Here is a 24567-nt window from a genome sequence, read left to right as displayed (position 1 = left end):
AGTGCCGGTCACGGCGAAGGGAGGTGGACGGGGGTCCAACGCAAACGGTCAGGGGACAGAGGTCTCGGCGAAGCAGCGGCCGAAGTCGTCGACCTGGGGTTCGGCGAAGAGGATGTTGCGCACCAGCGTGTTCACCCACGGCCGTCGGCCCCACGGGTACGGGTCGAAGGTGGGGAACTCCCGGTCGAACAGCTCCTCGAGCGGTCCGAGGACGTGGCGGACGCCGCGGTCGTCGCCACTCCACACGTCCGCGCCCAGCCGGGCCTTCTTCGCCAACACCGGCGCGACGCGGCGCAGGTAGGCGCAATCGGGCCGGGTGACGCGTCGATCGACTCGTCCCCGGTGTAGTACCGGGCCGAACTCGCCGATCCAGCTCGGCGTGCCGGTGCGCCGCATGAACTCCGTGCGCCGCAGGAAGGTCTGCTCCACGACACCCCGGTCGAAGAACCCGCCACGCGTCGTGCCCGGGTACCGGCCGTCCCGCGCGATCCCGGGCAGGGCGTAGTCGTGCGCGCTGTACACCGCGTCGGCGAAGGGCTCGTCGATCACCGGGAAATCGGTCGAGCAGCGGTGGCCGTCGAGGAACAGCACGGGCCGCGAGTCCACCGCCCGGATCGCCCACTCCGACCTCCGGTAGAACGGGCCGACCACCTCGCCGGTCGGGTCGGCTGGCGAGGTGATCGGGGTTGTAGCCCGCCACCTCCGGCCGGTTCGCGTAACGGGCGGCGATCGCCTCTCACAGGTGCACGACCCGGTCCTGGAAGGGCCGGTGCACCCAGAACTGCGCTCGGTGCATCGGGTTGTCGCTGTGCCAGTGCTGGTTCTGCGCGCCGGGCAACGCGTGCAGGTCCAGGATCGTGTAGATGCCCTGCTCCGCGCACCGCCCGATGAGCCGGTCGCGCGCGTCCTCGGGCCCGAAGAAGTCGTCCAGGAACCGGTCGGAGAAGCGGCGGTACCCTCCTCGCCCAACGCCGACCGCAACCCGCGCGCTGCAACGATTCCGTGGCCGAGCTTCCCCGCCGACGGGTGGACGGTGCGGCACGAGGGCCTGATCCCCGCGCCGTGAGGACGGCGGTGGCGCCTGGCCTGGCTCCGATGGCACGGGAGGCTCGTCGCTAAGGTCTGCGGCATGTACGTGAAGTTGTGCGGGCTGCGCACGGCGGCCGACGTCGCCGCCGCCGTGGACGCGGGCGCCGACGCGGTCGGTTTCGTGCTCAGCGCGAGCGTCCGGCAGGTCGATCCCGAGACCGCGCGGCGGCTGGTGCGCGAGGTGCCGCCGCACGTGCTGTCCATCGGCGTGTTCCGCGGGGTGGCGGCGGCGGACGTGCGGCGGCTCGCCGAGGAGACCGGTATCGGCGCGGTGCAGCTGCACGGCGACTACCCGCGTGCGGCGTTCGACGAGGTGGCGGCGGCCGGGGTGCCGCTGGTCCGGGCGGTCGCGCTGACGGCGGACACCGACGTGCGGGTCGGCGCGTACGGCGAGCGGATGCTCCTGCTCGACTCGCCCCAGGCCGGCTCCGGCCACCAGTGGGACCTCGCCGCGCTCGACGGCGCCCGGCCGGACGGCGACTGGCTGCTGGCGGGCGGCCTCGGGGTGGACAACGTCGCCGAAGCCGTCCGCCGCGCCCGGCCATGGGGTGTGGACGTGTCGAGCGGCATCGAGGCGAGCCGCGGGGTCAAGGACCACGGGCTCATGCGGGAGTTCGTCGTCGCCGCCCGTGCCGCCTGACCGCCGCCCGCCTGACCGCCCGCTGCCGCCCGCCTGACCGCTAATCGCCCGACGGCCGCCGAACGGGCAGGACGATGGCCGACGGGTGGTCCGGGTCGTGGTGGACGGACTGCTCGGCGACCAGGAGCCGGGTCGCGGTGGCGTGCGGTTCGCCGGTGCCGGTGTTCCGGGCGTACCGGGGGAACGCGCCGCTGGACACCTGCACCCGGACCCGGTGCCCCCGCCGGAAGCGGTGGGCGGTCGGCCACAGCGTGACCTCGGCGCGGGTCGTCGCGTCCGCGCCGGACAGGGTCACCAGGCCGTCGCAGACGTTCACCGAACGGCCGCGCGGGTCGACGTCGCACAGCCGGACGAACACATCGGCGTGCGGCAGGCTGGAGCGGAACCAGACCTCGGCCGTCACGTCGCCGATCACCTCGACGTCCTCGGCCAGCGGCTCGGTGGTGTAGGTGAGCACGTCCGGCCGGGCCTCCAGCGCGGTGTTGTCGACCGGACCGCTGTCGGACACCAGCCGCACACCGCCCACGGCAGGCGTCGGGTCGGCCGGGTCGTACCGGTACCGGTCGGGCGTCGACTCGACGGGAGGCTGCTCGCCCAGCCCGCCGCCGGGCCGGAGGTGGAAGCGCCGGGGCTCGTAGCCGTGCGGCGGCCAGGAGTCGAAGTCGCGCCAGGCTTCCTCGCCCGTCACGTACAGCCGCACCGGAGCGCGCTCGGGCGGCTCCTCGCCGCGTGCCAGGGCGAGACCGAACCCCAGGGCCTCCCGGATCGCGGTGTCGGTCTGGGACATGTGCGTCCAGGGCCCGACGGTGAGCCGCGCCGGACGTCCGGCTTCCCGCAGGACCCGGAAGTCGCGCAGCTGGCCGGGCAGGAAGATGTCGTACCAGCCGGCGATCGAGCTGACCGGCACCGTCGTTCGCGCCACCCGGCGCCGGTGGTCCATCGCGACCCACCGCTCGTCGTCCGCGTCGCGGGCCAGGACGTCCTGGAAGTAGTCCGAGCGGCGTCCGGTGGCGGCCACGTCGGCGCGACCGAGCGGGAGCGTGGTCAGCGCGCGGCGGGTCCTGCGGCCCTGGAGCACGTTGCGCAGCCGGGCGAAGCGGCGCTCCTGGCCCGCGACCGCGACCGCCCACGCGAACGGCGCCTCCAGCGAGAACCCGTCCGCGCGCAGGAACTCCAGCGTCGACGCCGACTCGACAACCTGCGGGATCATCGCCTTGACCTGCGGCGGCAGGCTGTCGGCCACGGCCCACTGCACGTGCCCGAGGTAGCTCGCGCCCACCAGCACGATCGAGCCGCCGAACCACGGTTGCTCCACCAGCCACGCCAGCGTGGCCAGGCCGTCCTCGCGCTCGTGGCGCATCGGGTCGAACGCGCCGCCCGAGCCGAACGTGCCGCGCGCGCTCTGCACCAGCACCTGGAACCCGCGTTCGGCCAACGGCCGCGCCAGGGCCGTCCCGATCGCGCCACGCCGCCCGTACGGGCCGCGGAGCAGCGCGGTCGGCGACGACTCGCCGCCGACCCGCGGCGCCCAGCGGTCCGCGAGCAGCTCGACGCCGTCGGGCATGGGCGTGCGCAGGTCGCGTTGGACGACGAGGTCCCGGGTGATCGGCGGGTCCAGGCCCAGCAGGCGCTGGACGCGGTGGCTGCTCAGGTTCACCGATCGTCCTCCTCGGTCCGGACGCCCCCGGTGATCACCGAGAACACCTGCATCAGGCGTTCGGCGAACGCCTCCGGGTCGAGCGGCTCCGGCCCCTCGACCACCCACGTGTTGACCACCGCAGCCCACCCACCGGTCACGAACGCGGTGAGGTCGTCGAGCACGTCCGGCGCCTGCGGCACGCCGGGCATCCGCCGCACGAGCTCCCGGTCGAACGGGCTGAGCAGGCCGCTCAACGCCACGTTCAGCCGGTAGGCGCACGGTCCGGTCAGCATCGCCCGGTAGAACGGCCGGTGCCGCGCGAAGTGCCGGGCCGCGATCAACGCCCGGGCGTGCTCGTCGGACGGGTCCGCGGCCCCCGTGACGTCCGGCAGCAACCCGGTCTCCACGAGATTGAGCGCGGCGGCCGTCAGCAGCGCGTCGCGGTCGCCGAACTGCTGGTACACGAGCTGCCGGCTGACGTCCGCGGCCTCGGCGAGGTCGGAGATCGGGATGTTCGTCGTGCCGCGTTCGGAGACCAGTGCCACCACCGCACCCAGGAGGGCGGACCGCGAGCGGCGGACCCTCCGATCCGTGCCGCGTGCCGCCTGGTCCACGCACCGAGTATGACACCTGTCATGAAATTGACAAGTGTCAACTCTGTAGGGTCGTGGCCGTGCCCGAGGAACGGTTGTCCGACGTGCTGGCCCGCCGGGTGGTGGTGCTGGACGGCGGCTTGTCGACGGCGCTCACGGCCGCCGGGCACGACCTGTCCGACTCGCTGTGGTCGGCCCGCCTGCTGCTCACCGACCCGGACGCGATCACGGCCGCGCACCTGGCGTACTACCGGGCCGGCGCCGAGGTCGCGATCACGTCCAGCTACCAGGCCACGTTCGAGGGCTTCGCCCGGCGTGGCCTCACCGCGGCGGACACGGCCGGCCTGCTGCGCGACAGCGTGACCCTCGCCCGCCGTGCCGCGTCCGAAGTGGACGGACCGCGGTGGGTGGCGGCGTCGGTCGGCCCGTACGGCGCGATGCTCGCCGACGGCTCGGAGTACCGCGGCCGGTACGGCCTCGCGCCGGGCGCGCTGGAGTCGTTCCACCGGCCCCGGGTCGAGGTGCTCGCCGAGGCCGGGGCGGACCTGCTCGCGGTCGAGACGATCCCCGACGTCGAGGAGGCCGAGGCGGTGCTGAGGGTGGTCGCCGGGTCGGGCGTCCCGCTGTGGCTGTCCTACAGCGCGCGGGGCACGCGGACGTGCGCCGGTCAGCCGCTGGCGGAGGCGTTCGAGGCCGTGCGGGGCGTGGCCGAGGTGGTCGCCGTCGGCGTCAACTGCTGCGACCCGGCCGACGTCGGCGAGGCCGTGGCCATCGCGCGGCGGGTCACCGGCAAGCCCGTCGTGGTGTACCCGAACAGCGGTCAGGGCTGGGACGCCACCGCCCGGAGCTGGACCGGCGCACCGGCCTTCGAGCCCGCGCGCGTGGCCGGCTGGGTGGCGGGCGGCGCGCGGTTGGTCGGCGGCTGCTGCCAGGTCGGTCCGGGCACGATCCGGGACGTGGCCGCGGCGGTCAAGGGCTGACCGGGCGGGTCAGCCGCGCCCGATGAACGGCATCGTGGTCGCCATGACCGTCATGAACTGCACGTTGGCGTCCAGCGGCAGGCCGGCCATGTAGCGGACCGCGTCGGCGACGTGCCCGACGTCCATGGTCGGCTCGGCCGCGATCGAGTCGTCGGCTTGCCGGACGCCCTCGGCCATCCGCCCGGTCAACGGCGTCGCGGCGTTGCCGATGTCGATCTGGCCGCAGGCGATGCGGTGGCGGCGGCCCTCCAGCGAGATCGACTTGGTCAGCCCGGTGATGGCGTGCTTGCTCGCGTTGTAGGCCACGGCGTCGGGGCGCGGGGTGTGGGCGGAGACCGAGCCGTTGTTGATGATCCGGCCGCCCTGCGGGTCCTGCTCGCGCATCACCCGGAACGCGGCGCGGGCGCACAGGAACGCGCCGGTCAGGTTCGTGCCGACCACCGTCGACCACTGCTCGACGGTGAAGTCCTCCAACGGCGTCGGCGGCACGTTCGTCCCGGCGTTGTTGAACAGCACGTCGACCCGCCCCCACCGGTCGCGCACGGTGGCGAAGAGCGCGTCCACCGACGCCTCCACCGTGACGTCGGTCGGCACGACCAGCACCTGCCCGGCGGGCGACCGGTCGGCGGTCTCGGCCAGCCGGTCGGCACGTCGTCCGGCGAGCGCGACCCGGTGACCGGCGTCGAGCAGCGCGCGGGCGACCGCGCGCCCCACACCCGAACCGGCGCCCGTCACGACCGAAACCGGGACCATCGAGTTCTCCTCCCAGCGGGACGTCAGCTCACCCGGAGGGGCGGCCGGTCGAGCACCTCGATGTACATGATCCGGTCCACCACGACGTCCAGGTTCAGCATGCCGGTCGCGGGCAGGAGCGGCACGCACCGGTGCCCCTCGCCGTACGGCTGCCCCGCGGGGTGGTCGGCGGTGCGGATGCTCTGGCAGAAGTCGTCACCGCAGTCGCACCGCCAGACCAGGCGGACGTCCCGGACGCGGACGGCCAGGTCGTGTTCCCCCGCGGCCTCCAGGAGGGCGGTCAACTCGTCGACGAGCCCGGGGTGGACGTCGCGCACGAGGGGGTGGTCCGGCTGCACTTCGGCAGCGTAGCCGGGCACGTGCCACGGGAGGTGCCGTCACGACTGGGTGAAGCGAAGCAGGTTGCCGGACGGATCGAGGAAGGCGCAGTCGCGGACGCCGCCGGGCCTGCTGATCGGTTCCTGCAGCACCTCCGCGTCCGCTGCCTCGACGTGCTCGAAGGTGGCGTCGCAGTCGTCGGTCACGAAGACCAGGCAGCCCTCGCCGGTCCGCTCGTCACCCGGCGATTCGAGCAGGACGATCCGCACGTCCGGCTGCGACGGCGGGCCGACGGCGACCCGGCGCACCCCTCCGGCGCCGTCGCGCACCTCGAACCCGAGCACGTCGCGGTAGAAGCGGAGCGCCTCGTCGAGGTCGCGAACGGCGAGGGCGAAGGACGCGAGCCTGAGGTCGACACCGGTCACGGCCGCTCCTCGCGGCCGGTGGCCAGGTAGACGACGTCCAGGTCGCGCAGTCGGTCCGGGTCGGTGTCGATGGCGATGCGGGTGATCTTCCCGTTCTCGGTGGTGAAGGCGAAGACGGCCCTCGGACTGCCGTGGTGCGACCAGACGGCCCCCGGCTCGCCCTCGACCAGCGCGAGGCGGGCGGCCTGGGCCCGGCCGGCGAAGAACGCCGCCACCGCCTCGGCCCCGCGGAGGTCGTCGACCGCGACGGCGTCGGGGTCGAGCAGGGCGAGCAGGGCGGCGAAGTCCCCGTTCCGGGAGGCGGCGAGGAACGCGGCGACGATCTCCCGCTTCCCCGACCGCGCGGCGGCGGAGGTCTCGGCCGTGCCCTGGACCCGGCGCCGGGCCCGGCTGGCGAGCTGCCGGGCGGCGGCCGGCGAGCGGTCGATGATCGGGCCGATCTCGCCGAACGGCACGGCGAAGACGTCGTGCAGGACGAACGCGAGCCGCTCGACCGGCGTCAGGGTGTCCAGCAGGACCGTCAGCGCGACACCGACCGAATCGGCGAGCACCGCCTCCTCCTCGGGGCCTGCCCGGTCGGCCGCGTGCGGCGTCTCGGGCTCCGGCGGCAGCGCGCCGGCCGAGTCCTCGGGCCGGGACCGGCGTGCTTCGAGCACGTTCAGGCAGACCCGGGCGACGACCGTGGTCAGCCACCCGCCGAGGTTCTCCACCCGGCTGGTGTCGGCGCGGCTGACCCGCAGCCACGCCTCCTGCACCGCGTCCTCGGCCTCGCCCGGTGAGCCGAGCATCCGGTTGGCGATCGCCCGCAGGCGGCCCTGGTGCTCGGCGAACCGCTCGCTCAGCCAGTCCCGCTCGACCATTCGTCACACTCCCCGCTCTCGACCTGTCATACCGGTTGACCGGCGGAGCAGCGCCGATGTGACACCCGGGCCGGGCCCGGGGCGGCGAGCCCGCCGGTTCGAGCAGCGGACACAGCGCAACCACCTGGAGACAAGCATGCAAGCGCACGTCACCGCGATCCTCCTCGGCGTCGGGGACCTGGACCGGTCCAAGAGGTTCTACGGGGAAGGGCTCGGTTGGGAGGTCAAGGACGACTACGGCGTCTCGGTGTTCTACGAGTCGGACGGCAGCTCGCTCGTCGGCTTCTACCGGCGCGAGGGCCTGGCCGAGCAGGTCGGCACGAGCCCGGAGGGCACCGGCTTCAGCGGGGTCGTCCTCACGTACGTGGTCCGCGCCCAGTCACGGGTCGACGAGGTCATCGCGGAGGCCGAGCAGGCGGGCGCCACGATCCTCAAGCCCGCCGGCGCCCTGCCGTGGGGTGGGTACGGCGGCACCTTCGCGGACCCGGACGGCTACGTCTGGAGCGTCGCCCACAGCGCCAGGGGAGCGGACCAGCACTACGCCGAGTAGCCGCCGGGAGCGGCCCTGACCGGCGCCGGCGAGCGGGGTCCGGTGTCGGCGCGTGATCGCGTCGGCGCCGAACCCCCGGCGGCGACGGGTCCGGTCGCGTCCGTCCGGGTACGGTGTCGACCGTGGTGGCGGACGTCGGCAGGACCCCTCGGGCGGAGCAGGTCGGAGCTACGCGGCAGCAGATCCTCACCACCGCGGAGCGGCTGTTCGCCGAGCAGGGCCTGTACGCGGTGTCCAACCGGCAGATCAGCGCCGCCGCGGGGCAGGGGAACAACACCGCCGTCGGCTACCACTTCGGCGCGAAGGCCGACCTCGTCCGGGCGATCATGCTCCGGCACACGTCCCGCATCGAGTCGTTGCGCCACGACGCGGTGGCCGCCGTCGCCGGGTCGCGCGAGGTGCGGGACTGGGTGGCCTGCCTGGTCCGCCCGGTGACCACCTACCTGGCCTCGGCGGGCGGCCCGACCTGGTTCGCCCGGTTCAGCGCCCAGGTCATGACCGACCCCGTGTTCCGGGTGGTCCTGGCGGAGGAGGCGCTGGCCGAGGACTCGTTGCGGCACGTGGTGGACAACCTGATCGGCCTGCTGCCCGACATGCCCGCCGACGTGCGCGAGGACCGCGCCGCCATGGTCCGGCACCTGATCGTGCACGTGTGCGCCGAGCGCGAGCGCGCCCTCGCCGAGGGGACCGCGACGCCGAGGTCCACCTGGGACGAGGCCGCGACCGGCCTGATCGACGCGATCACCGGCCTGTGGACGGCCCCGTACACCGCCGGCCCCGAACGTCGCGGGTAGCAGGCCTTCCCGCTGCGCGTTCGACCCATCACGTTGCGTCGCGCCCCGATCGCCGGCAGCCTTAAGTCAGTTGATTGACTCAAGTCTGAAGGAGGCGGTTGCCGTGGCGCTCGGGGACACCGACCACGTGCTGGACTACCCGATCCCGAGTCCGGCCGCGCTGGAGCCGCCCGCGGAGTGGGCCGAGCTGCGGCAGGGGTGCCCGGTCGCGCACGTCCGGCTGCCCAGCGGCGACCGGGCGTCGCTGCTGACCCGCTACGACGACGTCAAGCAGGTGCTGTCCGACCCGAGGTTCACCCGCAACCTCGACGCGCCCGACGCGGCCCGGATCTCGGCGAACGAGTCCGGCGGCGTGTTCAACAGCGGCCTGGGCAACGCCCTGCCCGAGGAGTACCACCAGCAGTGGCGGCGCATGGTCGGCAAGTGGTTCACCGCCAAGCGCATGACGGCGCTGCGGCCCGGCATCGAGGCGATGGCCGAGCGGTTGATCGACGAGATGGTGGCGGACGGCGCGCCCGCCGACCTGAAGTCGGCGCTCGGCTTCCCGCTGCCGGTGTGGGTCATCTGCGACATGCTCGGCGTGCCGGAGAGCGACCGGGACAAGTTCGCCTACTGGTCGAACACGCTGCTCAGCCTCACCCGCTACACGCAGGCCGAGATCGACGCCGCGCAGGCCGAGTTCGCCGCCTACATGAGCGCCCACATCGCCGCGACCAGGGCGGACCCCGGTGACGACCTGATCAGCGAGCTGATCGCCGCCGCGGTCGACGCCGGGCACGTCATGCCGGACGAGGCCCTGCTGGCCACCTCGCAGGGCCTGCTGGTGGCCGGGCACGAGACCACGGCCAACATGATCGGCAAGATGGTCGGGATGCTCCTGGCCGACCGGACGCGGTGGGAGGCGCTGCTGGCCGACCCCACCCTCGTGCGCACGGCGGTGGAGGAGGCGTTGCGCGCCGACGCCAACCCCGGGTTCGGCATCCCGCGCTACATCACCGAGGACGCCGAGGTCGGCGGCGCCGTCATCCCGCGCGGCACGACCGTCGTGTGCAACCTGGCCGCGGCCAACCGGGACGAGCACGCCTTCGCCGACGCCGACGGGCTCGACCTGGCCCGCACCCCGAACGCGCACCTGGCGTTCGGCGCGGGCGCGCACTCGTGCCTCGGGCAGTCGTTGGCCCGCACCGAGCTCCAGGCCGTGCTGGACGTGCTGCTGCGCCGCCTGCCGACGCTGGAACTGGCCGTGCCCGCGACCGGGCTGGCGCGCGTCGACGGCCTGGTCGTCGGCGGGCTCCAGGAACTGCCCGTCCGCTGGTGACGGACCGACGAACCGAAGGAGTGCGACCGATGAAGGTCTCCGTGGACGAGGACAAGTGCTGCGGGGCGGGCTCGTGCGTGCTGGCCGCGCCCGACGTGTTCGACCAGCGGGACGAGGACGGCGTGGTCGTGCTGCTCGACCCCGAACCCGCCGAGCACCTGCACGCCGCGGTCCGCGAGGCGGCCGACGTGTGCCCGGCGGCGGCGATCCTGCTGGGTGACCGGGCGTGACTGAGGTGTCCGACGTGCTCGTCGTCGGCGCCTCGGCGGCCGGCCTGGCCACTGCGGAAGCTTTGCGCCGCAAGGGTTTCACCGGCGGGTTGACCCTGCTCGGCGACGAGGCGCACCCGCCGTACGACCGGCCGCCGCTGTCCAAGCAGGTCCTCGCCGGCGCCTGGGAGCCCGAACGCGCCCAGCTGCGCGGCCCGGACTTGTTCGAGGAGTTGGGCGCGACGCACCTGCCGGGCGACCCGGCGGTGTCCCTGGACCCGGCCACGCGCGCCGTCCGCACCGCGTCCGGGGCCGTGCTGCGGGCCGACGCCGTGGTCGTCGCCACCGGCGTGCGGCCGAGGACCCTGCCCGACCAGGGCGGGTTGGGCGGTGTGCACGTGCTGCGCACCGTGGACGACGCGGTGGCGTTGCGGGCCGACCTGCTCGCCGCCGAACGGCTCGTGGTCGTCGGCGACGGCGTGCTCGGCGCGGAGGTCGCCGCCACGGCGCGCGGCCTCGGCCTGGACGTCACCCTCGCCGGGCCGCAGGCCGCACCCCTGGCCGCCCAGCTGGGACCGCTCGCGTCCGGCCTGCTCGCCGACCTGCACGCGGGGAACGGCGTGCGGCTGCGGCTCGGGGCCGCCGTGCTCGGCCTGACCGGGCGGGACGGGCGCGTGACCGGCGTGCGGTCGGCCACCGGCGACGTCCTGCCGGCCGACGTGGTCGTGGTCGCGCTGGGCGCCGTCCCCAACACCGACTGGCTGCTCGACAGCGGACTCCGGCTCGACAACGGCGTGGTGTGCGACGCGAGGTGCCGTGCCGCGGACGGCGTCTACGCGGTCGGCGACGTGGCGCGGTGGCACCACGAGCACCTGGGCGCCTTGCTGCGCCTGGAGAACCGGACCAACGCCGCCGAGCAGGCCGCGGTCGTGGCCGACAACATCCTGGGCGCGGACCGCGCGTACACACCCGTGCCCTACTTCTGGACCGACCAGTTCGACGCCAAGCTCCAGGTCTTCGGCCGGTTGCCGGTCGACGCGGAGGTGTCCGTCGTGGACGGTGACGTCACCGCGCGGCGGTTCGTCGCGCTCTACGAGCAGGCCGGCGAACCCGTCGGCGTCCTCGGCTGGAACATGCCCAAACAAGCGCGACGGCTCCGGCAGAGCCTGCTCGGCCAGGTCCTCGCCCCGGGAGCACGACCATGACCGCGGAGCCCGCCGAGCTACCCCTGCCCGAGGCGGCGGGGCGCCTCTCCGACCCGCCGCCGACCTGACGCAGGGCGTGGCCGGAGCCGGAGACCGCCTACCGCACCCCGCGCCGACGGCTGCCGGACCTGCGGCTCGCGGCGGACTTCGAGCGGATCCCGGTCAAGCGCGACGGGCTCGGCTACCGCGTCTGCGAGCTGCCCGTGAGCCGGTGACCTGAGGTCACTTCGACCAGGTGATCGGGGAGTCCTCGTAGCCGTCGCCGTTGGCGTAGCTCGCGCCCGCGACGGTCGCGCCCTCGCGGGCTCCCTGGAGCACGCACGTCTCGTACTTCGCGCCCGCCGTGGTGAAGTCCTTCTTCGCCGTCTCCGACTCGCACTGCTTCGTGTCACCGCTGATGATCACGCCGGTGCCCTTGCCGTCCGCGCCGAGCGCACGCAGGCTCAGCGAGCTGTAGGACAGGTCGGTGCCGCCGACGTTCTCCACGGTGACCCTGATGTAGAACGGGGTGATGCCCTTGGCCTTCTCGCCGAACGCGGCCAGGTCGGCGTTGGCGCCCTGGTCGATCGCCGTGACGGTGATGGCGACCGTGCCGTTCTTGTCCGAGCCGTACTTGAACGGGACCACCGCGCGCTCGCCGACCTTGAGCTTGGCGCCGGGGGCGGTGACGTCGCCGGCCGGCGCGTCGGCGGTGGTGGTGGCCGAGCTCTTCGCCGCGGCGCTCGACGTGGTCTCCTCCGTCGTCGCCTCGGTGGTGGCGGCGGGCGCGGCGGTGCCCGTGGTGGCGTCACCGCAGGCCGACAGCAGGAGCGCGAGCGCGCCCACGGAAGCGACCAGCGTGCGATTGACGTGCATGGGTGAATCTCCTCGAAGCCGAACGGCGCCGGCGTGCGCGTGCGTGACAGGGGGACGCGGCCGAAGTCGCCTCGACCGCACGGCCCCGACCGTAGCCGCACCCGGCCCTGTGCGCTGTGGTCCGTTCGTACCACAGGCGCGACCGCTGCCCGCCGCGACGACCGCGGCGGGCAACGGGGCGTTCGGGCAGGTCAGACCAGGTTCTTCTGCATCACGTCCCACTCGGTGGCGCACAGGCCGCAGTTCGGGCCGACGAACTGCGCCTTGCTCGCCTGGTCGCCCTTGAGGTGCCACTTGAGCCAGTGCCCGCCGACCCGGCCGAACTCGCCGCCGTTGGGCTGGTCGAACGTGCCGAAGTGCCCGACGTCGAGGTTGCCCATGAACGCGGGCAGCCCGGCGGGCAGCCGTCGCCAGTCGTCCATCGCGTTCTCGTAGGCGATGTCGGTCGGTCCGCCGATGAAGTAGGCGATCGGCACGCGCAGCCGCTGCAACAGGTAGTTCTGCGAGTCGTTGAGCATGCCGCTGTTCCACAGCACCGTCGTGGTCAGCCGCGGGTCGGCGGCCACCTCGTAGGTCTCGATGCCGCCGCACGACTGGCCCATCACGGCGATCTTGGTGGTGTCGATCCGGCCGTAGTACTTGCTGGTGCGCCGGGAGTTCTCGGCGATCGCCCAGTCGATGGAGTCGACGAGCATGTCCGAGTCGGTGGAGCCGCTGCCGCCCGGCCGGCCGTTCGCGATGACCAGGAAGCCGTGCGAGGCCCACTCGGTCAGGATGTTCTGGAACCACGTCCCGTCCGCGCGGCACGCGCCGTTGCCCCAGGCGACGATGGGCAGCTTGACGCCCGTCGGCAGGGTGTTGGGCCGGTAGATCGTGTGGTTGGTCAACCTCAGGGTCGTCTCGTAGCCCGCGGAGTAGGGGCCGGACCCGCCCATGACCGAGGGCGGCGCCCCGGTTTCGGCCGCTGCGCCGACCGGGCCGGCGCTCGTCGCGGTCAGCACCCCGGCCAGGGCGAGGACGGTGAGAATCGCACTGCGCAATCGCATGGGTTTCTCCATCGGTGGCGTAGGTGGATTTGGTGCGGCGCAATCGGAATCTGGCGCACCGGACCCACCCGCGGCCAGCGAGGACGTGGGGGACAGGCGAAACCACCGATGTCCCGCCGACGCCACCGCCGAGGGGGCGGGGCGCTAGGCGTCGCCGCGCCGGTGGTCGTACCCATCCGGCGCCGGGAACTCCAGCACCACCTGCGTCACCTGGTCCGGCCGGGAGTCGAGCAGGTCGTAGGCCCACGCGGCGTCGGTGAACGGCACTACGTGCGACACCAACGGCCGCAGCAGCACGTCTTGCGCCACCGCCAGGTCGATGACGGTGGCGTTGAGCCGCTCGCGGTCCCACCGGTGCGCGAGACCGGGCGCGACGCCGGAGATCTGCGAGCAGACCAGGTCGACCCGGTTGTGGTGGAACTCCTCGCCGAGGAACAGGCCGCGCGCCTCGCCCTGGTGGAAGCCGCCCGTGACGACGCGCGCGTTGTAGGCGACCGTGCGGACGGCCTCGTGCAGCGCCTTGGGGTTGCCGCTCACCTCCAGGGCGACGTCCGCGCCGCGACCGGACGTCAACGCGCGGACCTGCTCGGCGATCCCGCCCTCGCGGGCGTCCAGCGCCACGTCCGCGCCCAGCGCCCGGGCGAGCTCCAGCCGGTCCGGGAGCGGGTCGACGCCGATCACCCGCGCGCCGTTGCGCCGGGCGAGTTGCGCGACGATCTGCCCCACCACGCCGAGGCCGAACACCACGACCGTCTCGCCGACGTGGATGTCGGCGTCCAGCACGACGTTGAGCGCGACCGAGCCGATGTGGCTGAAGATCCCCAGCACCGGGTCCGCCGCCGGGTCGAGCACCCGTGCCGCCGCGTACCCCTCCTCCACCACGGTGCCCGAGCGGTGCCCCCACACGCCCCACACGACCTGGCCGGGCCGGACCGCGGTGACCTCGCCGCCGACCTCGACCACCTCGCCGACCTCCTCGTAGCCCACCACGGTCGGGTACGCGACCGCCGGCCGACCCGGCACGAACAGGCGCGTGTCGGGATCCCACGTCTTCACCAGGTGCGCGTTGGTGCCGCGGTACTGGGTCAGCTCCGTGCCCGCCGAGATCCCCGAGTACAGCGTGCGCAGGCGGACGCCGGTCGCGTGCAGCGGCGGGTCGGGTTCCTCCGTGATCGAGACGCATCCGGGCGCGTCCAGCCGCACTACCGTTCCCATCGCCGCCCTTCCGGTTCACGCGCGAGGACGTCCAGCAGGAGCGCCGCCGTCCAGCTGAAGTGGTCGGAGCCGAGACCTTCGCCGGTCACCGGGTGGAAGTACTCCCGGAACCCGGCGCCGGAGACCAGGCCGACCATGTCGGACGCCAGCCGTTCGGCGTGGCGGGTCTCGCCGTGCGCGAGCAGCGCCCGCCACAACAACCACGTGGTGTTCAGCCACGTCGGTCCGCGCCAGTACCGGCGCGGGTCGGCGTCGGGCGCGGTGAGGTCGTAGCTGGGCACGCCGCGCACGCCCGGAGCCGCGAACGCCGGCCCGGTGAGCGTCGCCAGCAGCGCCGACCGGTGCCCGCCGGGCAGCAGCAGCGGCACGAGGCCGGACACCGTGCGCTTGGCGAGCCGGCGCCCGGTGCGCGCGTCGAGCGCCACGTAGCACCCCAGCACCGGGTCGAACAGCCGGGTGTGGAGCTGGTGCGCCAACTCCCGCGCCCGCTCGACGTGCCGGCCCGGGTCGACGCCGACGCGCCGGGCGAGCGTCGCCAACGCGTGCTCCGACCAGGCGAGCACCGCGCAGAACAACGGGTCCACGGCGCAGAACGGCAGGCTGAGCAGGTCGTCGTCGGCGTAACCGCGGTCGCGGTAGGCGGCGACGATGCCCATGTAACGCGCGTAGTCGTCGTCCGTCGGCCGGTGCCCGGCGTCGGCGTGGCGCAGGTCGCGCCGCAGGACCGTGATGTCGTCGGCCAGGCCGGGGTCGACCGCGCCGAGCGGCTCGTCCCACGCCGGGCTGTTGTCCAGCCCCGACTCCCACGGGTGCACGATGCCGACCAGCCCGGACGCCACGCGTCGCCGCTCGAACAGGTAGTCGTGCGAGCGCGCGAGCCGCGGGTACAGGCGCCGGACGGCCGCGTCGGTGGTCTGACCGGGGTGGCGTTCGGCGACGGCGAGCACGGCGGCGGCGTGCACCGGCGGCTGGACCAGGCCCGTGGTCGGCACACCGGCCGGTGGCCCGTGCCGCGGCAGCGGTCGCCAGAACGCCGGACCGGGGAAGTAGGCGTCCTCCGGCACGGCGGGGTTGAACACGATCTGCGGCACCCGCCCGTCACCCCACTGCGCGCCGTGCAACGCGGTCAGCTCCGCGAACGCCCGCCGCGGGCTCAGGTGCGCCTGGCCGATGGCGATGAACGCCGAGTCCCAGCTCCACTGGTGCGGGTAGAGCGCGCTCGTCGGCACGGTGGCCGACCCGCGCCAGTTCCGCAGCAGGGTCGCGGCGGCCTTGCGCCGCAGGTCGGCGAGGTCCGGCGCGCGTGGCTCCGGTGTCGTCCCGATGGTCACCACCTCATCCGCCCGCCTGGCGCAGCACGCCGACCGCCGCCGGTAACGCCGAGTCGGCCGGACCGGACAGCCGGCACGCGACGCTCGCCCACCCCTCGTACCCGGCGGCGTCGAGCGCCGCGAAGAGCGACGGCCAGTCGAGGTGACCCGCGCCGGGTTCGAGCCCGTTGGAGTCGGCGAGCTCGACGTGCCCGAGCCACGGCCCGGCGGCCAGCAGCGCGCCGGCGGGGTCGGCTTCCTCGATGTTCATGTGGAACGTGCCCGCCGCGACCCGCGCGGACCCCACCGCGCGGCACAGCTCCGCCGCCTGGTCGAGCGTGTTGACGGGCTGGCCCTCGTAGCGGTTGACCGGCAGCAGGCACAGCGACAAGCCCTCCCGCGCGGTCCGCTCGGCGAGGCGGCGCAGGCCGTCGGTCAGCAGGCCGTGCGCCGGCGCGCCGTGATCCGGGCTGTCCTGTGTGGACGAACGTGGCAGCGGCACCCGGCGCGTGTCGGACACCGGCACCACCACGGCCAGCGCACCCAGCGCCGCGATGGAGGACACCTGCCGATCGACGTCACCGACGTGGGGCGGCACGTCCAGGCGCACGGAAGGCATCACGACACCGTTGCCGGCCGCGCGCTCCAGCCCGGCCAGTCTGCTCGCGAACGCCTCGCCGCCCCGCGTGCGCAGCGCGATGCCGGCGAAACCCGCCGACTGCGCGAACTCCCACTTCTGCTCGATCGAGGCGCCCGGGAGCAGCTGCTCCTGACAGGCGATCTTCCACTGCGGCATGGCCGACATTAATCCCGTCATCAGTCAAAACGACAATGCGGCATCCCGATCCCGGTGCGGCCCGATCGGCGAACGGCTTGCCAACACCCCGGGTGCGGGCCCGAAGTCACGTCCGGATTGGCGGTTGTCACGGGACAAACCGGGGTGTTCAGTGGCGCCACCGAACACCCGGCCCCGGCCCGTGAGAGGTCGCGGACCGCCGGAAGGGAGCAACCATGACCCGACGTGGACTGCGCCTGCTCGCCGCCGCGGCGCCCGTCGCCCTCGTGCTGTCGGCCTGCGGCAGCGGCGATCCCGGTGGCGGGGCGGACGGCCCGCTGGTCTTCTGGACCATCGAGGACACCGCCGACCGCGTGCGCGCCCAGGAACGCCTGCTGGCGCGGTTCACCGAGCGGACCGGCATCGAGACCGAGGTGGTCGCGATCGCCGAGAACCAGCTCACCACCGTGCTGACCTCGGCCGCCGCGTCCGGCGAGCTGCCCGACGTGATCGGGTCGATCTCCCTGCCGATCATGAGCCGGTTGCGCACCGACGACCTGCTCGACACCGACGCGGCCAAGCAGATCGTGGACGGCCTCGGCGCGGACACGTTCGCGCCGCAGTCGCTGGAGCTGACCCGCGAGGGCGACGCGCAGCTCGTCGTGCCCAGCGACGGGTGGGCCCAACTCCTGTTCTACCGCAAGGACCTGTTCGCCGCGGCCGGGTTGCGCCCGCCGACCAGCTACGACGCGATCCGGCAGGCCGCCGAACGGCTCGATCAGGGCGACGTCGCCGGGATCACCGCCGCCACCTCGCCCGCCGACGTGTTCACCCACCAGACGTTCGAGCACCTCGCGCTCGCCAACGGCTGCGGGCTCGTCGGGGACGACGGGCAGGTGGCGCTGCACAGCCCCGAGTGCGTCGGCGCGTTCCAGTTCTACACCGACCTGATCACCCGGCACTCGGTGGCGGGCAACCAGGACGTCGACACCACGCGCGCCACGTACTTCGCGGGCCGGTCGGCGATGGTGATCTGGTCGTCGTACCTGCTCGACGAGCTCGCCGGCCTGCGCAACGACGCGCTGCCCACGTGCCCGCAGTGCCAGGCGGACCCGACGTTCCTGGCGAGGAACACCGGCGTGGTGGCCGCGCTGAGCGGGCCCGACGGCGGCGAGCCGACCACCTTCGGCGAGACGGCGTCGTTCGCGGTGCTCAAGGACGCCGCCACGGACGACGCGAAGAAGCTCGTCGAGCACCTGATGACCGACGGGTACCGGGACTGGCTGGCCATCGCGCCCGAGGGCAAGGTGCCCGTCCGCGCGGGCACCAAGGACAACCCGCGGCAGTACGTCGAGGCGTGGCGCGCGCTCGACGTCGGCGTCGACACCAAGGCGCCGCTGTCGAAGTTCTACGACGAGGAGACGTTGCGGGTGGTGCAGGAGAGCCCGCGCAGCTTCAGCCGGTGGGGCTTCCCCCAGGGCAAAGCGGAACTCGCGGGCGCGGTCGCCGGGCAACTGGTCGTGCCCAAGGCGTTGGCCGAGGCCGTGAACGGCGGTGGAGACGCGCCCGCGGCGGCGCGCAAGGCGAGCGAGCAGGCCGCCACCCTCGCCCGGGAACTCGGCGAGTAGCGGGCCCGCGGTGGCGCGCACGCTGAGGCGGCACGACGCCCGCACCGGGTTGCTGCTGCTCACCCCGACGCTCCTGATCGTGCTCGCGGTCGTGCTCGTGCCGCTGGCGTGGTCGGTGCTGATCGCGTTCCAGCGCGTGCGGCTGATCGACGTGGGCCGCACGGGGCTGTTCGAGAAGCTCACGCTGGACAACTTCGCCCGCGTGCTCGCGTCGGACGTGCTGTGGGACAGCCTGCGGACGACGGTGGTCTACACGGCCGGCTCGACGTTCGCCGCCGTGGCGTTGGGGCTGGTCGCGGCACTGGCGGTGCGGCGACCGTTCCCCGGCCGGTCGTTCGTGCGCGCCGCGATGCTCATCCCTTACGTGGCGCCGGTCGTGGCGGTCACGTTCGTCTGGCGGGTGCTGCTCAACCCGGAGTTCGGCTTCGTCAACGGCTGGGGCAGGCGGCTGTTCGGGTGGGACGACCCGATCGCGTTCCTGTCGCGGGCACGCGGCGAGATCACCCTGTTCGGCCTCGACGTGCCGGTGCCCACGGCGCTGCTCACCGTGATCGCGTTCGAGGGCTGGCGCTACTTCCCGTTCGCGTTCCTGTTCCTGCTGGCCAGGTTGTCGGCGCTGCCGAGCGAGCAGGAGGAGGCCGCGACCGTGGACGGCGCGACGCCGACGCAGCGGTTCCGGCACATCGTGCTGCCGCAGCTGATGCCGGTGATCGCGGTGCTCGTGGTGCTGCGGACCATCTGGACGTTCAACGAGTTCGACGACGTCTTCCTGCTCACCGGCGGCGCGGCGGGCACGGAGGTGGTGAGCGTGCGGGTGTACGAGCTGCTGACCGTGCAGCGCAACGTCGGCGCCGCGGCCGCCCAGTCCGTGCTGCTGGCGTTGGTGCTGGCCGTGCTGCTGGGCGCCTACCTGTGGCTGCTGCGGCGGCGGGAAGGGGCGGGCGCATGACCCGCGACCGGTTCGAACGGGCGGTGATCGCCGTGCTGCGGCCGGTGGTGATCGGGTGCCTCCTGATCGCCACGCTGCTGCCGTTCTACGCCATGCTGGTGCTGTCGGTGCGGCCGATCGAGGACCTGGTGCGGCGGCCGGACTCGCTGCTGCCCGACCTCGGCGAGCTGACCCTGGCCACGTACGTCGACGTGCTGCGGCCCGTGGCGCGGGGCGGTCAGGGGTTCCTGAGCCTGCTGGGCAACAGCGCCGTCGTGGCCACGGCGTCGGTGGCGCTGGCGCTGGCGATCGCGATCCCCGGCGCGTACGCGGTGAGCAGGCTGGAGTTCTTCGGCAGGCGGCACGTCAGCTCGCTGTTCCTGGCGGTGTACCTGTTCCCCGGCATCGTGCTGGCGATCCCGCTGTTCGTGCTGCTCACCCGGATGCAGCTGCGCGGCTCGCTGGTCGGACTGGTGCTGGTCTACATCGCGCAGACCGTGCCCGTGGCGATCTACATGCTCAAGAACTACTTCGACACGATCCCGGCGAGCGTCGAGGAGGCGGGTCTGGTCGACGGCCTGAGCCGGGTCGGCGTCATCCGGCGGATCAGCCTGCCGCTGGCCCTGCCGTCGGTGATCGCGACCGGCATCTTCGTGTTCATGATCGCCTGGAACGAGTTCCTGTTCGCCCTGCTCTTCCTGGTCGAACGGCGCGACAGCTGGACCGTCTCGCTCGGGCTCGCGCAGCTGTCGGGCAGCATCGAGATCCCCACCACCGTGCTCATGGCCGGGTCGGTCGTGATCACGGTGCCGGTGGTGCTGCTGTTCTTCCTGACCGAACGGCTACTCTCACAAGGGCTGACCAGCGGCGCGGAGAAGGGCTGAACGCGGTGGTGGCAGCGGGTCCGACACCTCTGGCGAGGAGGGAATCCCGGGTGGGGCGCAGCGGGTTCACGGCGTCACCGGGCGAGATCCTCGCGCTGGTCCGGTCCGGTCGGGTGAAGACCCGCAAGGACCTGCAGGAACTCACCGGCCTGTCGCGCTCCACGGTCGCGCTGCGGCTCAGCCAGCTCATCTCCGCCGGGTACATCCGGGCGGTCGAGCAGCGGCGCGGCACGGCGGGCCGGCCGGCCGAGGTGCTGTCGTTCGAGGAGAGCGACAAGCTGGTGCTGGCGGCCGATCTCGGCGCGACGCACGCGCGGTTCGCGCTGACCGACGCGGGCGGGCGGATGCTCGGCGAGCGCACCGAGGACCTGCTGATCGGCCAGGACCCCGACGTGGTGCTGAAGCTCGTGATCCGGCGGTGCCGCGAGCTGCTGAAGAGCGCCGGCCGGGATCGGGCCACGCTCGCCGGGGTCGGCGTGGGGCTGCCCGCGCCCGTCCACTTCCGGACCGGGCGGCCCGTGCAGCCGCCGATCATGCCCGGCTGGCACGGGACCGCGGTGGCGAAGACGCTCGCCGACGCCCTGGGGTGCCCGGCGTTCGTGGACAACGACGCCAACCTGCTGGGGCTGGGCGAGGTCCGCGAGCACTACCCGGACGTGGACAACCTGCTGTTCGTGAAGGTGGGCACCGGGATCGGGGCCGGGGTGATCCTCGGCGGGCGGCCCGAGCGGGGCGCGACCGGCCAGGGCGGGGACATCGGCCACATCCGGATCGCCCGGCCGGTGGACGGCGCGCGGTGCCGGTGCGGCGCGACCGGTTGCCTGGCCGCGCACGCGAGCGGGGCGGCGCTGGCCCGTCAGCTCGCCGAACGGGGGATCGAGGCGCGGACCAGCCGTGACGTCGTGCGCCTCGTGCTGGAGGGCAACGCGGACGCGATCACGTTGGTCCGGGACGCGGGCCTGCTGCTGGGCGAGGTGCTGGCGACGGCGGTGGCGCTGCTCAACCCGACCGTCGTGGTGATCGGCGGCGACCTCGCGCTCACCCGCGAGCACCTCCTCATCGCGGTGCGCGAGCGGCTGTACGAGCGGACCGTGTCGGCGTTGACCAGCAGCTTGGCGGTCGTGCAGAGCCGGCTCGGCGACCGGGCGGGTGTGCACGGGGCGCGGCACATGGTGATCGACCAGGTCTTCTCGGCCGAGGCGGTCGACGCGCGGCTCGCGCCCGAGGGCTGACCGCGGCCGGCGCCACCGACCGGGGCTCGGGCGGAACGCTGCTGCGGCTCGTGGCTGAAGGCCGACGAGGGCCCGGTACGTCGAAAGCCGGGCGATTTCTCGAGATCGAGGGAGAGCGATGCCTGCTATCAGTCGGACCACCTGCGCCGGGCGACCGGCCTGGTTGGTGCGCACGGCGTGGAACGCGATGCTGCTGTCCGTCGCGGACGGTGGGGCGTTGGTGCTCGACCACTGGGGCGGCGACGGCGGTGGTCTGGGCGGTGATTCGTACCTGCCGCACACGCCGTGGAACCGGCCGTCGCAGGCCCACTTCCTCGACGGCGTGCCGCTGGCGTACTCGGTGCACGGCGACCGGGCGTTCAAGGAGCCGGGTCTGGTGGTGGTCCGGGAGGACGGGTCGTCGGTGTCGCGGCTGTCGTTGCGCGAGGACCACGTCGAGGACGACGTGCTGCGGCTCGTGTTCGAGGACCCGGGTTCGGGTCTCGTGGTGGAGCACCGGTTCGAGGCGGTGGTCGAGCACGGCGTCGTGGTGCGTGACGTGCGGGTGGAGAACCGGGGCGCGGCGCCGTTGCGGGTGGAGCGCATCGCCAGCGCCGTGCTCGGCCTGCCTCCCGCGCGCCACGAGTCGTGGACGCTGCACGGCCGGTGGGGTGACGAGTACCAGCTGACCCGACGCGAGCTGACGCCGGGCAAGGTGGTGGTCGAGAGCCGGCGTGGGTTCACCAGCCACGAGGCCAACCCCTGGTTCGCGCTCGGCAGGGTGGGGGAGGAGGGGCCGGTCTGGTTCGGGGCGTTGGCGTGGAGCGGCAACTGGTCGATCGTGTTCGAGACCGAGCGCAACGACGCGCTGCACGTGGTCGCGGGCGTGAACCCGTTCGACTCCGCCTGGCACCTCGAACCGGGCGAGGGCTTCCGCACCCCGTCGCTGGTGTGCGGGCACAGCGACGGCGGTCTCGACGGGGCCGCCCGGCTGATGCACCGCTACCAGCGCGACCACGTGCTGCCCGCACGGCACCGCGACACGCCGCCGCCCGTGCACTACAACACCTGGCTGGCGACGTCGTTCGACGTGGAGGTGGGTCACCAGGTCCGGCTCGCCAGGCGGGCGGCCGAGCTCGGGGTCGAGTTGTTCGTCGTGGACGACGGCTGGTTCGCGGGGCGGACCGACGACCACGCGGGGCTCGGTGACTGGGTGGTCGACCCGGTGAAGTTCCCCCGGGGCTTGGGGGAGCTGATCGACGAGGTGCACGGGTTGGGGATGAACTTCGGGATCTGGTTGGAACCCGAGATGGTCAACCCGGACAGCGACCTCCACCGCGCCCACCCGGACTGGGTGCTGCACCTGCCGGACCGCGAGACCACGTTGTCCCGCAACCAACTCGTGCTCAACTTCGCTCGGGACGACGTGAGGGAGGGCGTGTTCGAGAGGGTGCGCGCGCTGTTGGGCGAACACCGGATCGACTTCGTCAAGTGGGACCACAACCGGCCGTACACGGAGGTGGGCTGGCCCCAGGCGCCGGTGGCGCGGCGGCGCGAGGTGTGGGTGCGTCACGTCCGGGGTGTCTACGAGGTGATCGGGCGGTTGCGCGCGGAGTTCCCCGACCTGATGGTCGAGACGTGCGCGGGCGGGGGTGGGCGGGCTGATCTGGGCATCCTCGGTGTGGCCGACCTGGCGCAGGTCAGCGACAACACCGACCCGTCGGACCGCTTGCGGGTGCAGTACGGGTTCAGCCGTGCCTACGCGCCGAGGGCGATGGTCGGGTGGGTGGCCGACGCGCCGGAGCCGACCACCGGCCGCACCAGCCCGGCGGAGTTCCGGTTCCACGTCGCGATGCAGGGCGTGTTGGGGATCTCCGGCGACATCCTGGGGTGGGGTGAGGAGGAGCGGGCGCGGGCGGCGGGGCTGATCGCCGAGTACAAGCGGCTGCGGCCGACGATCCACGACGGTGACCAGCACTGGCTCGTGCCGCCGTCGGACACCGGGCCGTGCGCGGTGCAGTACGTGTCCCGTGACCGGGGTGAGGTGGTGGTGTTCGTGTACCAGGTGCGCGGGGCTGTGGGGGAGGGGCCGCGTCGGATCCGGTTGCGGGGGTTGGACGCCGAGCGGCGTTACCGGCGTGCGGGGGACGGGCTCGTGACGACCGGGGCGGCGTTGATGGCGGTGGGTCTGCCTTCGGCGTTCCCGCCGCCGCCCGCGCCCGGGCACACCGAGGACTGGCGGAGTCGGATCGAGGTCTGGCGCGGGGTGGAGGCGACGTGATGAAGGTGGCGTTGATCGGGACCGGGTACATCGCGGGTCGGCACGCGGCGGCGTTGGCCGGGTTGGGTGTTGAGATCGTCGGTCACGTCGGGCGGTCCGGGGTTGAGCAGGCGGCGGCGCGGTGGGGTGGTCGGGCGTACCGGGACACTGCCGGGTTGCTGGCGCGGGAAGAGGTGGACGCGGCGTGGATCTGCGTTCCGCCGGCGGCCCACGGGGAGATCGAGCACGCGCTCATCGAGGCCGGGGTGCCGTTCTACGTCGAGAAGCCGATCGGGACGGACGTGGTCGGGCCGCGTCGGGTGGAGGCGGGGTTGCGGGACAGGGGGGTGATGGCCTGCGCCGGCTACTACTGGCGGGGGATGGAGGTGATCCCCGAGCTGCGCCGGATGCTCGCCGAGACGCCGCCGCACCTGGTGCGGGCCGCGTGGCACGGGCTGGTGCCGCCGGCGCCGTGGTGGCGGGTCGAGGCGGAGAGCGGTGGGCAGGTGGTCGAGCAGGCCACGCACTTGTTCGACCTGGCGCGTTTCCTGCTCGGGGAGGCGGAGGTGGTGCACGCGGTGGCGCGGCGTTCGGAGCTCGTGGACCAGCCCGGGTTGGACGTGGCGACGGTGAGCGCGGCGACGCTCGCGTTCGGCTCGGGGGCGGTGGGGGTGTTCACGGCGACCTGTGTCCTGCACGGCACTGTGGACGCTGGGATCGAGTTCTTCTGCGAGGGGCGGAAGGTGACGTTGTCGAGCAAGGCGTTGAGGTGGGAGGACGCCGAGGGCGGCCACGAACTCCCCGTCGGCCGCGACCCGCTGGTGATCGCGGACGAACGGTTCCTGAGCGCGGTGCGGCACCAGGACCCGAGCCTGCTGGTGTGTGACTACGCCGATGCCGTGCGCACCCAAGAACTCTGCTGCACGGTGCGAGACCTGGCCGGCTGACCGGCCCTCGCGTGTTGAACGCTCAGGGTGGTGGTTGGGGCCGGCTCGATTTGACATGGGGCCCTTACGGGCACCCCAGGCAGGCCAAAGCCGGGCAGGCCTGGCGGGAAAAGCGTCCGCCAAGCCTGCCCGGCT

General features: G+C 73.4%; 26 protein-coding genes. 13 read left to right on the top strand and 13 right to left on the bottom strand.

Annotated features, from left to right (window positions below; all coding sequences use genetic code 11):
• Positions 1–48 precede the first annotated feature (48 nt).
• Positions 49–606 (bottom strand): glycoside hydrolase family 5 protein, encoded by a 558-nt coding sequence (locus ABTZ99_RS34715; protein ID WP_499617468.1) that lies wholly within the window; start codon positions 604–606, stop codon positions 49–51.
• 130 nt (positions 607–736) lie between these two features.
• Positions 737–1042 carry a hypothetical protein gene (locus tag ABTZ99_RS34710; protein WP_499617465.1) on the bottom strand — a complete coding sequence of 102 codons (306 nt, stop codon included), beginning with the start codon at positions 1040–1042 and terminating at the stop codon, positions 737–739.
• 87 nt (positions 1043–1129) lie between these two features.
• Here ABTZ99_RS34710 and ABTZ99_RS34705 point away from each other — a divergent pair, with 87 nt between their 5' ends.
• Positions 1130–1729: a phosphoribosylanthranilate isomerase gene (locus ABTZ99_RS34705; protein ID WP_498778457.1), complete on the top strand. Its 600-nt coding sequence runs from the start codon at positions 1130–1132 to the stop codon at positions 1727–1729.
• Between the two features lie 40 nt (positions 1730–1769).
• Here ABTZ99_RS34705 and ABTZ99_RS34700 read toward each other — a convergent pair whose 3' ends face one another.
• Positions 1770–3386 carry a CocE/NonD family hydrolase gene (locus tag ABTZ99_RS34700; protein WP_499617463.1) on the bottom strand — a complete coding sequence of 539 codons (1617 nt, stop codon included), beginning with the start codon at positions 3384–3386 and terminating at the stop codon, positions 1770–1772.
• Positions 3383–3982, bottom strand: a complete 600-nt coding sequence (locus tag ABTZ99_RS34695; RefSeq protein WP_499617461.1) for a TetR/AcrR family transcriptional regulator — start codon at positions 3980–3982, stop codon at positions 3383–3385. The genes ABTZ99_RS34700 and ABTZ99_RS34695 overlap by 4 nt, the downstream gene beginning before the upstream one ends.
• Positions 3983–4041: 59 nt before the next feature.
• On the opposite strand from ABTZ99_RS34695, the gene mmuM reads away from it, so the two are divergent.
• Positions 4042–4941 (top strand): homocysteine S-methyltransferase, encoded by a 900-nt coding sequence (gene mmuM / locus ABTZ99_RS34690; protein WP_499617460.1) that lies wholly within the window; start codon positions 4042–4044, stop codon positions 4939–4941.
• A 9-nt stretch (positions 4942–4950) separates the two neighbouring features.
• Here mmuM and ABTZ99_RS34685 read toward each other — a convergent pair whose 3' ends face one another.
• From ABTZ99_RS34685 to ABTZ99_RS34670, 4 genes are read right to left on the bottom strand one after another with little or no spacing between them, the layout of a single operon-like run.
• A complete protein-coding gene (locus ABTZ99_RS34685) occupies positions 4951–5694 on the bottom strand; it encodes an SDR family oxidoreductase (RefSeq protein ID WP_498778453.1) in 744 nt (247 codons plus the stop codon).
• 23 nt (positions 5695–5717) lie between these two features.
• Positions 5718–6032, bottom strand: coding sequence for a hypothetical protein (locus ABTZ99_RS34680; RefSeq protein WP_499617457.1), 315 nt, complete (start codon positions 6030–6032; stop codon positions 5718–5720).
• Positions 6033–6071: 39 nt separating this feature from the next.
• Complete coding sequence (locus ABTZ99_RS34675) at positions 6072–6437, bottom strand: VOC family protein (protein ID WP_498778451.1); 366 nt, start codon at positions 6435–6437, stop codon at positions 6072–6074.
• Positions 6434–7297, bottom strand: a complete 864-nt coding sequence (locus ABTZ99_RS34670) for a sigma-70 family RNA polymerase sigma factor (RefSeq protein ID WP_499617453.1) — start codon at positions 7295–7297, stop codon at positions 6434–6436. Before ABTZ99_RS34670 ends, ABTZ99_RS34675 begins: the two co-directional genes overlap by 4 nt.
• Positions 7298–7433: 136 nt before the next feature.
• On the opposite strand from ABTZ99_RS34670, the gene ABTZ99_RS34665 reads away from it, so the two are divergent.
• From ABTZ99_RS34665 to ABTZ99_RS34645, 5 genes are all read left to right on the top strand, one after another.
• On the top strand, positions 7434–7847 hold the full coding sequence (locus ABTZ99_RS34665; protein ID WP_498778449.1) for a VOC family protein: 414 nt from the start codon (positions 7434–7436) through the stop codon (positions 7845–7847).
• Between the two features lie 113 nt (positions 7848–7960).
• Complete coding sequence (locus ABTZ99_RS34660) at positions 7961–8641, top strand: TetR/AcrR family transcriptional regulator (protein ID WP_498778448.1); 681 nt, start codon at positions 7961–7963, stop codon at positions 8639–8641.
• A gap of 103 nt (positions 8642–8744) precedes the next feature.
• Entirely contained in the window at positions 8745–9959 is a 1215-nt protein-coding gene (locus ABTZ99_RS34655; RefSeq protein ID WP_499617448.1) for a cytochrome P450, read from the top strand.
• A 29-nt stretch (positions 9960–9988) separates the two neighbouring features.
• Positions 9989–10189 carry a ferredoxin gene (locus ABTZ99_RS34650; RefSeq protein WP_053719766.1) on the top strand — a complete coding sequence of 67 codons (201 nt, stop codon included), beginning with the start codon at positions 9989–9991 and terminating at the stop codon, positions 10187–10189.
• Positions 10186–11373 carry an NAD(P)/FAD-dependent oxidoreductase gene (locus tag ABTZ99_RS34645; RefSeq protein ID WP_498778446.1) on the top strand — a complete coding sequence of 396 codons (1188 nt, stop codon included), beginning with the start codon at positions 10186–10188 and terminating at the stop codon, positions 11371–11373. Before ABTZ99_RS34650 ends, ABTZ99_RS34645 begins: the two co-directional genes overlap by 4 nt.
• A gap of 222 nt (positions 11374–11595) precedes the next feature.
• Here ABTZ99_RS34645 and ABTZ99_RS34640 read toward each other — a convergent pair whose 3' ends face one another.
• The 5 genes from ABTZ99_RS34640 to ABTZ99_RS34620 all read right to left on the bottom strand — a co-directional run bounded on the left by ABTZ99_RS34640 (position 11596) and on the right by ABTZ99_RS34620 (position 16616).
• The gene (locus ABTZ99_RS34640) at positions 11596–12228 is read right to left on the bottom strand and encodes a hypothetical protein (RefSeq protein ID WP_499617444.1); all 633 of its coding nucleotides are present in this window, start codon (positions 12226–12228) and stop codon (positions 11596–11598) included.
• 191 nt (positions 12229–12419) lie between these two features.
• Complete coding sequence (locus ABTZ99_RS34635) at positions 12420–13274, bottom strand: poly(ethylene terephthalate) hydrolase family protein (RefSeq protein WP_498778444.1); 855 nt, start codon at positions 13272–13274, stop codon at positions 12420–12422.
• Positions 13275–13418: 144 nt separating this feature from the next.
• Positions 13419–14489 carry a zinc-dependent alcohol dehydrogenase gene (locus ABTZ99_RS34630; protein ID WP_498778443.1) on the bottom strand — a complete coding sequence of 357 codons (1071 nt, stop codon included), beginning with the start codon at positions 14487–14489 and terminating at the stop codon, positions 13419–13421.
• The gene (locus ABTZ99_RS34625; protein WP_499617441.1) at positions 14477–15820 is read right to left on the bottom strand and encodes an MGH1-like glycoside hydrolase domain-containing protein; all 1344 of its coding nucleotides are present in this window, start codon (positions 15818–15820) and stop codon (positions 14477–14479) included. Before ABTZ99_RS34625 ends, ABTZ99_RS34630 begins: the two co-directional genes overlap by 13 nt.
• A gap of 4 nt (positions 15821–15824) precedes the next feature.
• A complete protein-coding gene (locus ABTZ99_RS34620) occupies positions 15825–16616 on the bottom strand; it encodes a TIM barrel protein (protein WP_499617438.1) in 792 nt (263 codons plus the stop codon).
• Between the two features lie 194 nt (positions 16617–16810).
• Between ABTZ99_RS34620 and ABTZ99_RS34615 the strand changes: the two genes are divergently transcribed.
• The 6 genes from ABTZ99_RS34615 (at position 16811) to ABTZ99_RS34590 (ending at position 24432) form a co-directional block, all read left to right on the top strand.
• Complete coding sequence (locus ABTZ99_RS34615) at positions 16811–18202, top strand: ABC transporter substrate-binding protein (RefSeq protein WP_499617435.1); 1392 nt, start codon at positions 16811–16813, stop codon at positions 18200–18202.
• A 10-nt stretch (positions 18203–18212) separates the two neighbouring features.
• The gene (locus tag ABTZ99_RS34610; RefSeq protein ID WP_499617432.1) at positions 18213–19151 is read left to right on the top strand and encodes a carbohydrate ABC transporter permease; all 939 of its coding nucleotides are present in this window, start codon (positions 18213–18215) and stop codon (positions 19149–19151) included.
• On the top strand, positions 19148–20014 hold the full coding sequence (locus tag ABTZ99_RS34605) for a carbohydrate ABC transporter permease (RefSeq protein ID WP_499617430.1): 867 nt from the start codon (positions 19148–19150) through the stop codon (positions 20012–20014). Before ABTZ99_RS34610 ends, ABTZ99_RS34605 begins: the two co-directional genes overlap by 4 nt.
• Positions 20015–20064: 50 nt before the next feature.
• On the top strand, positions 20065–21246 hold the full coding sequence (locus ABTZ99_RS34600; RefSeq protein WP_499617426.1) for an ROK family protein: 1182 nt from the start codon (positions 20065–20067) through the stop codon (positions 21244–21246).
• Positions 21247–21364: 118 nt separating this feature from the next.
• Positions 21365–23506: an alpha-galactosidase gene (locus ABTZ99_RS34595; RefSeq protein WP_499617423.1), complete on the top strand. Its 2142-nt coding sequence runs from the start codon at positions 21365–21367 to the stop codon at positions 23504–23506.
• Complete coding sequence (locus ABTZ99_RS34590) at positions 23506–24432, top strand: Gfo/Idh/MocA family protein (RefSeq protein ID WP_499617420.1); 927 nt, start codon at positions 23506–23508, stop codon at positions 24430–24432. The genes ABTZ99_RS34595 and ABTZ99_RS34590 overlap by 1 nt, the downstream gene beginning before the upstream one ends.
• Positions 24433–24567: the final 135 nt, after the last annotated feature.

The sequence above is a fragment of the Actinosynnema sp. NPDC002837 genome, assembly GCF_040295345.1.
Lineage (GTDB): Bacteria > Actinomycetota > Actinomycetes > Mycobacteriales > Pseudonocardiaceae > Actinosynnema.
The sequence above is the reverse complement of the archived record's forward strand: the minus strand, read 5'-3'. Positions and strand labels throughout refer to the sequence as shown.

Coding starts and splice junctions, on each gene's coding strand:
- ABTZ99_RS34685 (WP_498778453.1), bottom strand. CDS start 5,694: ATGGTCCCGGTTTCGGTCGTGACGGGCGCCGGTTCGGGTGTGGGGCGC.
- ABTZ99_RS34590 (WP_499617420.1), top strand. CDS start 23,506: ATGAAGGTGGCGTTGATCGGGACCGGGTACATCGCGGGTCGGCACGCG.
- ABTZ99_RS34705 (WP_498778457.1), top strand. CDS start 1,130: ATGTACGTGAAGTTGTGCGGGCTGCGCACGGCGGCCGACGTCGCCGCC.
- ABTZ99_RS34620 (WP_499617438.1), bottom strand. CDS start 16,616: ATGACGGGATTAATGTCGGCCATGCCGCAGTGGAAGATCGCCTGTCAG.
- ABTZ99_RS34640 (WP_499617444.1), bottom strand. CDS start 12,228: ATGCACGTCAATCGCACGCTGGTCGCTTCCGTGGGCGCGCTCGCGCTC.
- ABTZ99_RS34650 (WP_053719766.1), top strand. CDS start 9,989: ATGAAGGTCTCCGTGGACGAGGACAAGTGCTGCGGGGCGGGCTCGTGC.
- ABTZ99_RS34630 (WP_498778443.1), bottom strand. CDS start 14,489: ATGGGAACGGTAGTGCGGCTGGACGCGCCCGGATGCGTCTCGATCACG.
- ABTZ99_RS34605 (WP_499617430.1), top strand. CDS start 19,148: ATGACCCGCGACCGGTTCGAACGGGCGGTGATCGCCGTGCTGCGGCCG.
- ABTZ99_RS34595 (WP_499617423.1), top strand. CDS start 21,365: ATGCCTGCTATCAGTCGGACCACCTGCGCCGGGCGACCGGCCTGGTTG.
- ABTZ99_RS34615 (WP_499617435.1), top strand. CDS start 16,811: ATGACCCGACGTGGACTGCGCCTGCTCGCCGCCGCGGCGCCCGTCGCC.
- ABTZ99_RS34665 (WP_498778449.1), top strand. CDS start 7,434: ATGCAAGCGCACGTCACCGCGATCCTCCTCGGCGTCGGGGACCTGGAC.
- ABTZ99_RS34635 (WP_498778444.1), bottom strand. CDS start 13,274: ATGCGATTGCGCAGTGCGATTCTCACCGTCCTCGCCCTGGCCGGGGTG.
- ABTZ99_RS34670 (WP_499617453.1), bottom strand. CDS start 7,297: ATGGTCGAGCGGGACTGGCTGAGCGAGCGGTTCGCCGAGCACCAGGGC.